This window comes from Shewanella sp. SM73 (assembly GCF_025653795.1).
Classification (GTDB): domain Bacteria; phylum Pseudomonadota; class Gammaproteobacteria; order Enterobacterales; family Shewanellaceae; genus Shewanella; species Shewanella oncorhynchi.
Genome location: NZ_JAKKRY010000010.1, coordinates 1 through 12,849, shown reverse-complemented (window position 1 = coordinate 12,849; position 12,849 = coordinate 1). Strand labels below are relative to the sequence as shown.

Genomic DNA, 12,849 nt, shown 5'->3' with positions numbered 1-12,849 from the left:
ACTCAAGCCATAGTCCACCATTTCAATAAAACCGCACTTTGCTGACGGATAATTTGAGTAACAACGACCTAAGTTCTTACCATCATACTCAACGAGTTTTTATGCTCTAACATATTGATTCAGCATAACTAGCCACAATTTAAGCAAAGCCCGCCAGAGTGACTCTTGTGCAGGCTTATTAATGACTGGAATCAAACTTTTTGCCTACTTTTGCCTAAAAGATAAATACAGACAAAACTTATGCAGAAAACCCACCATCAATCATCAAACTCGCCCCTGTGATGTAACCCGCTTCTGGGCCCGCGATAAAGGCGACAAAACTGGCGATCTCTTCGGCTTTACCGTAACGCCCTAGTGCGCCTATCGCCTTAACGGGCTCAGATGAATCACCATTATCAGGGTTCATATCAGTATCCACAGGTCCAGGCTGAATATTGTTCACCGTAATAGCTCGAGGGCCTAAATCCCGCGCTAACCCTTTGGCTAAACCGACTAAGGCCGATTTACTCATGCCGTAAATAGCACCGCCCACAAACGGAATACGCTCAGCGTTAGTACTACCGATATTGATGATGCGGCCACCGTCATTCATATGCAGCGCGGCTTCTTGGCTCGCCACAAACACACTGCGCACATTAGTGTTAACAGTTCGCTCCCAGTCTTCTAGCGTCAGATTTTCAATGCTATCCCAAATCAGCGTACCCGCATTATTAACCACTATATCTAAGCCACCGAAATGCGCTTTGGTCTCGCGGATGGCACGACGAATCGCCTCCGGCTCTGTGCTGTCGGCCTTAATGGCAATGGCTTGACCGCCATGAGTGATAACTTCGTCCACCAGCAATTGCGACTGCGCTTCAGATGACACATAGGTAAAGGCAACTGCTGCGCCGTCACTCGCTAAACGTTTAACGATGGCGGCACCGATACCACGACTACCACCTTGTACAAAAGCCACTTTACCTTGCAGATTATTCGACGATTTCATAGTTTGCTCACTCAATAGGTGGTTAAGGTTGATTGTATAGAAAAACCTTTTTAATCAATTACAAAATGACGTTCGCTTGTACGTTAACGCTCATTTTCATACTGTGGTAGTAGCTTACGCGATTCACTTGCCATGATTAAGTCACTAAAATGACCTTCACTAAGTCCTATAAGGAATTAATTGCCGTGATAAATAATCAATTTGTTGAGATACGCCATTTCGTCACAGTTGCCCAGCTCGGCAGTTTTACCTTAGCGGCGCAGGCGTTAGGCATGACTGGTTCGGCGCTCAGTAAAAGCATAGTGCGATTAGAAACCCGCTTAGGCACTAAGCTACTGCACCGCACCACAAGGCGTGTAAGCTTAACCAATGATGGCGATTCGTATCTCACAGATTGCCAAAATGCCATGGCAATCCTAGACAATGCACAGAGCCGACTCGGCAGCGAACAGCAAATTCCCTCAGGTCGAGTGCGAGTGGATTTACCCGTCACTTTTGGGCGGCGATATATACTGCCAACCCTATTATCACTATCGCAAAAATATCCCAAGCTCGAGTTATCCATTACCTTTAACGATAGAGCGACCGATTTGTTTAGTGACGGCATTGATTTGGCGGTGCGTGTCGGACAACTCGGCGACACTGTGGATTTAGTCGCCCGCAGATTAGGGGAACAACGCCGAGTGATCTGCGCATCTCCTGCCTATTTCGCTCGACTTGGTACGCCACAAGGCAAAGATGATCTCAGCCAGCACCAATGCATTGTCGGCTGGCCGCTTGGGCAGCAACATCGCTGGTTACTTAAAAATGAGGATGGGATCATCGAGGCTTATGACATTCCAGTACGCCACGAAATCGCTGATTGCGAAGCCATTTTAGCGGCCACACTAGCGGGAGTGGGTTTAGCGCAAGTGCCAATATGGTTGGTTGAGGACTATCTTAAAACTGGTGAACTTATCTCGGTACTGGACGAACTCGCCAGTGACGATACACCCATCCACTTAATTTGGCTTAAAACTCCTTACCTCCAACCCAAGCTACGAGTGATCATCGAAGAACTGGTCGACTTAGCGAAAGCGCCCAAAAGCAGATTTAAGGCAGGATAAGTGAAAGGCCTCGACTGAGCGAGACCTTTGACTTTGGGACTAACGGTTACTTGCTTTGATGTACAGATTGGTCATAGAGAGTGATCGCTTTCCTGAGCGCGTCAAAATCCGCCGAACACAAATGCTGCTTTAAGCTATCAAACTTTTCGGCAGGCCAATCGTAGATTTTTAACGCCAGTAACTCAGTAATAACGTCTTTATCGAACCGATACTTGATTAATTTCGCGGGTGATCCCGCCACAATACTGTAGGGTTCGATATTTTGGGTGACAACACTATTTGCGGCAACAACCGCACCTTCACCTATCGTCACCCCAGGCATCAGCATACATCTCATACCTAACCAAGCCCCATCACCAATATGAGTATCGCCTTTGCCTACGTAGGCATCCTCAATAAAATCCACAAAGGGGTATAAACAAAACCAATCTGCTCTATGCGTATGATTTCCGCCCATTAAGATCACAACTTCGGCGGCGATACACACATAGTTACCGATATAAAGTTTATCGATAGGCCACTTAGGCTCCCACTCACGGCTCACTTCATCGCCATGAAGATATCTCACTACAGATCCCTCAAAGCCAGCATCCCAACAATCACTGTAATAGCTATGTTGACCTTTGACTATGATATTGGGATTGGTGACTACCTCATGCAATAACTGAACTTTTGACCAATGCTTTTTCTGCATTGCAAATCCTCTTTATAAACAAAATTGTTAATACGAAACATAATGTTATGAGAAGTTTTACATTAGAATAGTCAGTGAATACGCGGCTGTTTTAGCAGAGGAATGAGTTTCATATAAAAAATCACAAGTGGGTATAAAAAAGAAAATAGCCCATAAAACTGAAATATCGACATGAGCTAAGCCGTTGTCACTGAAAGTGTCGCTGAAACCAAACTATGACATAGCAGCATATACAGAAACAATTACTTAGCTAAATGATGTAACCATACATCGACATAAAATGTACCCATAGTCTGACAAATAGGAACAGCCACAAAATAACTCAAGTGAAAAATGTAACTTTACTACAAATGACTATTAAGCCTTTGCAAACTGACAATAGCTCTAAACAGTATTGGTTGTATTGCTAATCTAGCCACCAGTGAATCAAAATGGGTATTGAAAAGTTGCTTAACTGAGTATCCAGCATTCGTTACTAGCGACCTATCTTCTTAAATCCTTTCCTCTTAGCTAGATCTTGCGCAAATTTTTTAGCGGCCTTTAATGACTCTCTATCTGTGAATTGTTCAGCTGTAACTGTGGGGGAGCAATAAGTTTGATACTAAAATGGCAGCGATCGCATAGTTACAGCTGCCATTTCTAAATCGAAATGGCCCCCAAACGAGTTAGCAGTGTGACTTTCGACTAACCTTTACATTCCATGATTGACCAAATTTGAGTAATGTTACAAAGTGACTAGGGTAACGGTGGCGAATCACTTATAAGGTTATGCCACCAACTTTTTTAGATTATTCGATAACGACTGGGACACCAATCTTGTTCGCAATTGGCGTGTATAAATCCACATCTACATCGGGCGCATGAATAGAAATAATCAGAGAGTACCTTACCCGCTGACCGTATCTTTCAAGTGCAGGCCTTGTTTTCCACCAACCAAGTGAAGGATAAACAGCTAAAACGCCCCGACTCGCCAACTCTGCCGCGCTCCCCACCCAAATATCTGAATGCAATGAGCCTTTATGTCTGTTTTTCTTTCCTATTAACCAGTTAGCGTCTGTATCGTTACTAACAATTCGCTCTTCATCATCTCTGGCTGCTGCATTTATCCGGGAGCGAAATGCGTCCTCGCTTTCGGTCGGCCGCTTCACATCGAAACGAAGGCCATGTGATTCATACCTGTATCGAGAGGTAACACCTCTGGAGGACGGGTTAGGTTCAATAAAATAAGACAGTGTTACCCTCATCTCGACATGCGTTTCTCCAAGAGCCTCCAATTCGGTTAATGGCCATGGCAAACGATGCAAATTCATATCGCGCAGCTTGGGCTCTTCACCCTTTTCTCGCTTAAATGGTTGCAAAAATTCCTGACAAATCATCGTCAACGAGCTATCAGCACTCCACATGGCTCTGTCGATGCTAGGCTCTCCAAACCCACAATGCCTTACTAATTGCGTTGTTTGTGCTTTGGTAGGCGCCCCCCGAGCTGGAAGAAACATACGTTTCATCGCGTCGGTCCAATTGGCAGAATGCACAATTAAGCCCCGAATACTCTCAGGCCATAGATCTGGGTACCGAGCCATTAATTGTGCGGCCATCCGAGCGCAAAGAGCAGAAGCCGCGCTTGTGGCGTTGCTCGTTGTAAACAGACGCTCTGTTGGACTTGCATGGGTCGTCAGCAGACTTAAGCTGCCCATCCAAGACGCACCTAAAGTATCTTTTGCAGCGTTACCACCTTCGAACACTACATCAGGCTTTAACGGCCAATGAGGTTCCCATGTCTGGGAAGTCGTGCTGAAAGGACTTAAACCACCTATTTCTGCAATAGGGAAATAATGCTGCGCATCTGCTTCCGTGATCCTTGCAAGGTTGGTCATTGCGCCGACAGTTAATGCATTCCAAGCTTGTGCAGGGTCATGAATACCGTCAGTTGTATTACTATCGGGATATGTCATCCATGCATTTGGGTCTCTGATATTTCCTGCCGACACAACAAACAGTTTCGGAGTCTCACCTTGTGCATCAACATCATAAGCAAGTCGGTCAATAGTTGCAGACCAGGCTGAAGGGCGCCCACGATCGCGGTTATCTCTTGCTGTAATCGCCATGCTGAAAACACGGTTACGATTCGGGGCTGTAATGGTAGGGCGTGCGACCGCTTCGGAAGTAAGATAACCATGAAGCTGAGCATCTCCACCGTTGGTACCGTCTTCATGCAGCAGCTTAACGGATTCCAACCGGTGTGAGATCCTAACAGGCCCCGGAGCTGAAAGCACATCCGTCAGATTTCCGAATAGGGCAAGTCCAGCCATTTCGGTGCCATGCCCTTCAGAATCATCTAAACCCCAAGCCGGATCCACTGTGTGCTTATCGCCGTTGGATAAAGCATGTTGTAGTAGTGGGTGTCCATTGTTAATGCCGGTATCAAGCAAACAGATATATGGAGCATCGGCACCATCAGCAGGAAGCGTTAGACGTCCATTTAATTCATCAGCCCATTCGGGTTGCTCTTGCGGAGTCAATGCATCAAAGAACTCTGCGGTTTCCTTAGCACGACGTAACTCAGCAATGCTGTTTAAAGTCATCATTGAGCGTTTCATTTGGCCGACAGAACCATATGCCAGCAATACGGAGCGCTCTGGAAAGTGAAGCACTCCAGGCGCATTGCGAAAACCTAGTCCAGCCGCCATGCCTTTAAATTGATCTACTACCCCTTGCCTATCACCTCTGGTTGGCAACCAAACTTCCCACCATAGATGCTCATCATCTCGCGTCGGCATCGAATCAGGAGTATCAGTCCATAGTGCATTTAATGTCGCTGCACGAATTTCAGAAATAGCATTCAGTAATTTGCTATGGGCAGGACCGCTCTTTTTATCGTTATTTTCGTCCAAATAATCGGTGATAAGTTTCTCGAAAAACTCCAGCTTTCCATCTGGAACAAACACTGTAGCGAAAGTTTTGTTGTGTTCTTGTCTGACATTCCGTAGTTCTATGCCAGAGCGCTCTCTGGCAAGAGATTCAAAGGCCATCTCAACATCAGGGAAGCTTTCAAACTCAATTTGCAGACCGATGCCTTCTCCAACACCAGCCTCTCGCTGTAGAGCTGCCGCTTCGGCCAAGACTGGAGTCAGTTGATGGAGTTTTTCAAGCAAAGCTCCACCGTGCAAGTTTCTGTCTTTGGTTGGAATATCTGAGCCGCCGCCCCCAGTGGGTGGCGATTTAAAACTTTCTGCGCGAGCACTATTTTGGAAGATAAAATGCGGGTGGTTGTTCTGTTCCCTTTCCGCCATGGAATGTCCTTTTCGTTTTTAATAATTGATTTTATTTAGTCGATTGGATAGTTTCCTGCGCTCTTCAATACATTGAGCGACATCTTTTTCTGAAATTGTTTCAACCCGGTCAATCAAAGCAGTTTTGAGCACTTCATCCGCAGCACGAGTCAACTCTGCATAGCTGAACCCTAAAGCCTTATCAGCCAGACGTTTCCAAGAAGTATTTTTGATTGCAATGTGGCATAACCTTGATTTCAGCACGCTGGCGATACGAGCCTCGTCAGGCAGTTCGTAATGCAACAAATCATCGAAACGACGGAACAGCGCATTATCCAAAATGTCCGGATGGTTAGTGGCGCCGATGATCAGACTGTGTGAGTCATCTTGCTCTATCATTTGCAGAAAGCTGTTGAGTATACGTCGCACTTCACCAACGTCATTAGCCAAACCACGTTGAGAACCGATGGCATCAAATTCATCGAAAAAGTAGACACCACGGGCCTGATGGGTGGATTCAAAAATCTGTCGCAACTTAGCAGCTGTCTCGCCCATGAATTTAGTGATTAACCCGTCCAAACGAACCTGGAACAAAGGTAAACCAAGCTCACCAGCAAGCACAGATGCAGTCATAGTCTTGCCGGTGCCAGGAGGACCAATCAACAACAGTTTACGTCTCGGGGACAAACCATGCGATAAGATTTCCGCAGCATGACGCTGCTCACGAATAATCCGTTCCAACTGTTGGGTAAGTTCGTCGCTCAGTACCATATCGCCCAACCGTGATTTGGGATAACTCACAGAAAGCAGATTGGCCAGCTCACCTTTTGGTCTACTGATAGGAACAGCTTTATTATCCGAGGTTACAGTTCGGCGGGATTTCGCCTGATCAACTAACAAACGCAACTCTTCGGCAAGCTTACCGTGGCCGCGCTTTGCTTCATGAGCCGCCACTTGCATAGCAACAGAATAAAAACGATTTTCGTCGCCCTCCAAATGTGACTGGAGCAGCGCTTTTAATTGGTCAGCACTTGCCATAATTCAATTCCCCTGCTTATAAGGTAATTGTATCTTGTTGGTTCGAAGATAACGATAAAAATATTGGGCTAATCTAGAGTTGATGCCTTTACCAGAGTCCGGTTTTTTATTATTTTAGTATCGAACCCTACTTTTAGAGCATGAATACCTGCAATTGAATTACTTGCAGGCAGCTCATCGTGCTTAAACGCTTCACTTCGCGCAATGTCCGCTTTCAGTGAAAAGCAATATTAAATGCGTATGTCGGCATTTGGCAGCTGTCCTTCGACCCTTAATCGTTTTTGCCCCAAAGCTTGTTTCAAAGTTAAAAATACAAGTAAGGCGAATAAAGCTACGGGTATAGAAAAGCTAATGTGGTGAGGTTACTTTCAACATAGAAATCATGCCCGTCCGATATGACCGCCAGCGAAAAGGTGCCAGCCTTAGGGGATTAAGCCGATGAGGAGATAGGGTGTGACTGAAAGCCTGAATGTGGGGCCTAAATGCTGTCAACAAGGTCAATAATCAGTCGAAAGTGAGCTCAAAAGAATGAGAAAGCTAAAATGATATCAAGTGATTACCCATCAAACTGTATAAAAAACCGCTACCGCAAAAAAGCAAATTCCTATAGCATCATTCATACCCATTTACACGGATGTGGCAGCGGCCAAGTTCAACAAGCGATTTATGCCCTGCAAACAGCGCATAAATACTAAGCCGTTATAAGCAATTGAATGGATATCAAAGTTGAAGAAATATATTTATTTAGATTGGAACGTTATTCAATACATGAAGCATGAAAAGGTTGTAGAGGGTAGGTTTGACGCAATTAAATTTAAATCCTTTATGCAAAGTCTTAAGGGGAAGTACGTATTTCCTGCATCAGAGGGACATTTGAAGGATTTAGCTGCAACATTTAAAAAAGAAAATTGGTCGTTCATTGAGGAGGATCTTTCCTTCCTCAAGGAAATCTCCGAAGGTTTGATGTTGGGAGTGCTTTCAAATGAGACATTAATGCCAGTAAAAGCTGATATTAATGAAGAATTTAACAAAATTATAAATGAACGAGAAATTGAACCAGAGTTCACTACAGAAGGCGGTAGTTATCAGGTAGACATGGATAAGCTGTCACGGGAAAGTTTGTTTCGCCCTTTTTTAGAAAAAAGTAATGGAATGCTTGATGCCAATGTCATGAATAGTGTTCTGCAAATGATGTGGGATTCAATGGATGACCCAGACATCTATAAGTCACTCAGAAAAGAGGTTGAATCTTTGCATAAAACCGTTCCCAATCAAGATACAATAATGAACAAACAAAGCCCTTACTTTAAAAGGATGGAGGACTTTTTTAATATAGGAAAAATTAATGATCTTGAAGAGCTAAAAGAAAAATTTGAGGAAATTCAATCGTCATTTTTAGCTATTGATGGCAGATGTCTAGAACATTTGACAAAAGGACAAAAAATCCAAAATGCATATTCATTACTAGATTTTAGCCCTTTATTTAGAGACAAGATTAATAAGAAAAATCGACCCAGTAATATGCACCGAGATTTGAATAATTTATTCTTCGCGTCTGATGCTAAATACTATGTTACTGAGGATGAGGCTACATATAAGAAGTCAAAGTTCGTAGCTAGATCACTAGGCTTACCCGTAAGAGTCGTGAAGATGGATGAGTTGAGACTAGGGTTTACTTGCTTATAACAAAGCATTACAGCGGACAAGCCACCGAATGCGGCATTAGGGTTTAATCAGGCAATAGAGGAAATCATGAGTGCCGATAATCTAAATAATGAAAAAGTTTCTAATTTACCTCTAGGTAAACAAGCTAATACAGCCCAATCAGAAGAAAAAAACACTGAACGTCACTTTGTTAGGCACCCTATGCATGAAAAAATGAAATTAATGTTATTAGGTACACTGGTTTTTTTCGTCTTGATTATATTTTTTATGGCATCCATTAAGAATCCGGGTTTATATCAAATTGATAAGGATACTTTGATACTAATTAACCAAGCGTTTAATGCTCTGGTTTTGCTAACAATTCCATTTTTACTCGGTATGCTAGGCGCTGTCTCAAGAATCCTTATAGCTGGTTTAAATGTTGTTAACCAAACTTCCTTAATTTTATCCTCAGGTTTGATGGCTACGTTTTCATGGATTGGTATTAAAAGTGGGGTCTTATTAGCAATTGTAGCCCCACATTTGGAGAAACAAGGTATTCCACCTGAGGGCATAGTGAGTAGCCCAAGTAATTTCTATACTATGGCGTTAGTTGCTGTATTGGTCGGAATGTTTTCTACCAACTTATATCTGTTCATTAATCAAAAAGTGGAACAACTAACCCAAAAGTCGATTAAAGAGAACCCTAATGAGGCGTTAGGAATCAAGTGACCCCACAAACTGAGCAGATGGCCTCTTCGATTGGTGCTTGGTTAGAGCTATTGCCAAGCGCAATTGCCGCGCTCTTTTCTTTGTCTGCCTTGGGGTACTTTGTTGGCTGGCGAGAAGCAAATTCCTACTACACCGCCTTGGGTGCCGCGTGGGCTGCCGCCTCGGTTTCGCCGTTGGCGCTTTTGCAACTGAGCGCTAGCACCATAGTCACTGTTGCTGCTGCGGCATTTTTCTCCCTGATCCTCGTCCTCGATCATAAAGTCTCACTGCGAAAACTCAGTTGGTTCTGTGCAGCTTGTCTTGGAATCGCAGGCATCCTTTTGGCGGCATCTCAAGGACTGTTTGGATATGCGCCACCTTCGGGCGCGCATATCCTTGCATCAGTGGGATCGCAATTCTTCGCAATTTCTGCGGGAGTAACATTATCTGAACTGATTGGCCATATTCGGCAGTCGAGCCAGCCGATTTCTTCCGGCCATCTATGGCTTATATATTGGTTCGTTCTCCCAGGCCTGTTCTGGGCACCTGACCGCTTGGGTGAAGCGCGGGCAATACGCGATGCAGAGCCTTTGTCGTCTCCACTTCCGGTTGTAGAGCTAGATTCTTCGCTCCAACCATCCGATTGGCTATTGGTTCAGCTGGTAGGTGACAAAGCAATCCTTATGATGCTCGCTGACGAGGCTCACAATAGACGCTTCAGAATGGTTGAAGTGCAAGATGTCAAGGCATTCGGTTCGACACTCAAACCACCGGTCGCGAAAAAATGATCCTATACAAGTCATTCGAGAGGGACTGTCAAAAAGCTGGCATCGCCACCTTTTGCCTGCCCCTCAATTCCGACGTTATGCAACTAAGGGGCTTGTAATTGAGTGAAGTGAAAAGTTTTACAGAGCTATATCAACATTGCGTTTATCCAAATGAATTGCTGTCGACCTTTTTGTGTGGCCACCTTTCAGTTGAGTTTATGTTGCATAAGTTAGCTTGTATTTCGGATATTAAAAATCAATCTAAGTACAATCGGTATACTTATTACCAATTGGTGAATGTTAATTTTGATATGGGTAATATCACTCAAGAACAGAAAGATGTTTTATTAGCAATAAACCAGCTGAGAAATAAATTTGCCCATAAACTTAACTACTTACCAAAAATTCAAGAATTTTTAGGGCTTTATGAGCTTGCAGCTGGTGCATTTTGTGACTTGACTGACGGCATAGATCAAGGCTTGGATGCTTTAAGAAATTTAACAAATATCGACGAGTTCGAACAATGGGATATGTCAGAGTTATTCGTACAAATTTGTTATGATTTACATGAGCAATATCAGGATATTGGCGGTGATATCGAAGAATTTTAAATCGTTGCCTAACAAACAAGCGCGGACTAGAAAGCTTGGCTTGGTTCGCTGCGCTCCCATTATGGCCAAGCTTTTTAAGCCCGTTATTTGGGCGTTATGCAACATACATAGGCTAGCTGATGTCGACCAAGTTGAGAAACAAAAAGTACAAAAGAGAAAAAGGTAACGTCATCGGTGGATGGAAGTTAATCGAGCCCCTAGGCGAAGGAGGGAATGGTGATGTATGGGAAGCCTCTAAAGATGGATTTAGTAATTCGGCCATAAAAATTTTAAAAAACATTGATGAAACAAACTACAAAAGATTTGTTGCTGAAATTCACATTCTCTCATCTGTAAAAATCGCTGGTGTAATAGATATTATTGAGTCTAATATACCAACGAGCCTACAAAATGACCTACCCTGGTTCGTAATGCCAAAAGCTGTTGGTATTTATGAGTCAACCAATAAAATGTCAACTATACAAGTTGCAGAGCAATTTGTACTTTTGGCAGAAACTTTAGCTGAATTGCACGAACGAGAAATCTCACACCGTGACATCAAACCAGAAAACATTCTTTGTTATAGTAATCGGCTTTGTTTTTCTGATTTTGGGTTAGTCAAATACCCGAGTAAAGAAAAGATAACACCTCAAAAAAGAGACGTTGGTGCAAAATTTACAATGGCACCAGAAATGCGCAGAGAAGCCGAAAAGGCAAACGGGTTATTTGCTGATGTATATTCCTTAGCAAAGACCCTTTGGATAATTATAACAAAGCAAGAAAAGGGCTTTGATGGTCAATATAATCCAAATTCAATAATTGCTATCAAAAACTATTGTCAGGATGTGTACACAACGTCATTAGATAACTTATTAAGCGAGTCAACAGATAATGATATCCATCTCAGACCTAGCGCTAAGCAGTTTGCCAAAAGATTAAGAGAATGGATACAGCTTAATAAAGACTTCCACTCACGCAATCTTTTAGAGTGGCTAGAGCTTCAAAAAGTAATATTTCCTTTAGGAGCGCCATGCAGAACAGAATGGACGGATACTGACGCTATTATCGCTATTCTTAATGAAGTATCACGCGTGAAAAGTTTAAACCATATGTTTTACCCGACAGGTGGCGGTAATACGTTACGTTCGGTATCAAAGGCAGAAGAAAGCGGCATGATTGTTCTGCACGTATATGAAAAAATAGCAGAGATTTTAAAACCAAAAAAGTTATCATTTGAGTCATTTGGTTTAGATCCACAGTGGAACTATTTCAGGTTGGAAGTAGAAAGTACTGAAGCTACAGGTGTTGAAAATTCCTTAAATAGAGAAAAGATTAGTGAAACTTTGTGTGAGATAAGCCCAGGGAATTATATAGATTACAACAATTGGGAATACAACGAATATCAAGGAAAAGAGCTGCCTGAAAGCGCTCGCGTAATTACAAGGTTTCTAGAGGGAGCATTTGTTTTTTTTGGAACTAGATCTATTTATAATCGTACTTCAGGTACTTACGATGCTAGGCATAACAAAATGACGGAAAAGCAGTTTAGGAACTATATAGCTACAAATGCTAAATCTCACTACGAAGCAGATGTTACCTAACAAATCAATTCAGCAGGACAAAAACAGTTTGGTTTGTTCCTGCGTCGCTAATTTTAACCAACTATTTTTTGTCTTTGATTAAGGCGTTAGCAAATTAAAGGAGTTTCAGTGGAAGTTGTTGGAAAAATAGAAAGCAGTACTGAGCTGCAAAGATATATCGACTTTGCAAAGTACGTAGATATGCTCGATACCCGGTGTTTTTCAAGGTAGTTGTCACTCTTTGCTTAAATATTAAGCTGCATTTATTACATTGTTTGCGGGTGCCTTATCTGGGTTTAACGTGACTGGACCCACAGCATCACAATTTCTGACTTCCTTGGACCAACGCTCGGGCATTCTTGCCTTTGCCGCTTCGAGCACTTCTTTTCGCTTGGCTAAGATATCACCATCTTGCCCCGCATGACGTTGCCCTGGTGACACAAAGTTCAGCTGGCTGTGCTT

10 protein-coding genes and 1 pseudogene are annotated in these 12,849 nt (G+C 43.2%); 6 read left to right on the top strand and 5 right to left on the bottom strand.

Annotated elements, in window-relative coordinates; all coding sequences use genetic code 11:
* Positions 1-238 precede the first annotated feature (238 nt).
* Positions 239-988, bottom strand: a complete 750-nt coding sequence (locus L5M51_RS14270) for a 3-oxoacyl-ACP reductase family protein (protein ID WP_259589996.1) — start codon at positions 986-988, stop codon at positions 239-241.
* Positions 989-1,173: 185 nt separating this feature from the next.
* On the opposite strand from L5M51_RS14270, the gene L5M51_RS14265 reads away from it, so the two are divergent.
* A complete protein-coding gene (locus L5M51_RS14265; protein ID WP_263173381.1) occupies positions 1,174-2,094 on the top strand; it encodes a LysR family transcriptional regulator in 921 nt (306 codons plus the stop codon).
* Between the two features lie 46 nt (positions 2,095-2,140).
* On the opposite strand, the gene L5M51_RS14260 is transcribed toward L5M51_RS14265, so the two are convergent.
* The 3 genes from L5M51_RS14260 to L5M51_RS14250 all read right to left on the bottom strand — a co-directional run bounded on the left by L5M51_RS14260 (position 2,141) and on the right by L5M51_RS14250 (position 7,095).
* Positions 2,141-2,788 carry a CatB-related O-acetyltransferase gene (locus tag L5M51_RS14260; protein WP_263173379.1) on the bottom strand — a complete coding sequence of 216 codons (648 nt, stop codon included), beginning with the start codon at positions 2,786-2,788 and terminating at the stop codon, positions 2,141-2,143.
* A 788-nt stretch (positions 2,789-3,576) separates the two neighbouring features.
* Positions 3,577-6,078: a S8 family peptidase gene (locus L5M51_RS14255; protein ID WP_263173377.1), complete on the bottom strand. Its 2,502-nt coding sequence runs from the start codon at positions 6,076-6,078 to the stop codon at positions 3,577-3,579.
* An 18-nt stretch (positions 6,079-6,096) separates the two neighbouring features.
* The gene (locus tag L5M51_RS14250; protein ID WP_263173374.1) at positions 6,097-7,095 is read right to left on the bottom strand and encodes an AAA family ATPase; all 999 of its coding nucleotides are present in this window, start codon (positions 7,093-7,095) and stop codon (positions 6,097-6,099) included.
* Positions 7,096-7,821: 726 nt separating this feature from the next.
* On the opposite strand from L5M51_RS14250, the gene L5M51_RS14245 reads away from it, so the two are divergent.
* The 5 genes from L5M51_RS14245 to L5M51_RS14225 all read left to right on the top strand — a co-directional run bounded on the left by L5M51_RS14245 (position 7,822) and on the right by L5M51_RS14225 (position 12,408).
* Positions 7,822-8,781 (top strand): hypothetical protein, encoded by a 960-nt coding sequence (locus L5M51_RS14245; RefSeq protein WP_263173371.1) that lies wholly within the window; start codon positions 7,822-7,824, stop codon positions 8,779-8,781.
* Positions 8,782-8,847: 66 nt separating this feature from the next.
* Complete coding sequence (locus L5M51_RS14240) at positions 8,848-9,471, top strand: hypothetical protein (RefSeq protein WP_263173368.1); 624 nt, start codon at positions 8,848-8,850, stop codon at positions 9,469-9,471.
* Complete coding sequence (locus tag L5M51_RS14235) at positions 9,468-10,238, top strand: hypothetical protein (protein WP_263173365.1); 771 nt, start codon at positions 9,468-9,470, stop codon at positions 10,236-10,238. The genes L5M51_RS14240 and L5M51_RS14235 overlap by 4 nt, the downstream gene beginning before the upstream one ends.
* Before the next feature lie 98 nt (positions 10,239-10,336).
* Positions 10,337-10,828: a hypothetical protein gene (locus L5M51_RS14230; protein WP_263173362.1), complete on the top strand. Its 492-nt coding sequence runs from the start codon at positions 10,337-10,339 to the stop codon at positions 10,826-10,828.
* A gap of 119 nt (positions 10,829-10,947) precedes the next feature.
* Positions 10,948-12,408, top strand: a complete 1,461-nt coding sequence (locus tag L5M51_RS14225) for a protein kinase domain-containing protein (RefSeq protein ID WP_263173360.1) — start codon at positions 10,948-10,950, stop codon at positions 12,406-12,408.
* 231 nt (positions 12,409-12,639) lie between these two features.
* Here L5M51_RS14225 and L5M51_RS14220 read toward each other — a convergent pair.
* A pseudogene (locus L5M51_RS14220) lies at positions 12,640-12,849 on the bottom strand (IS3 family transposase); the annotation flags it as partial.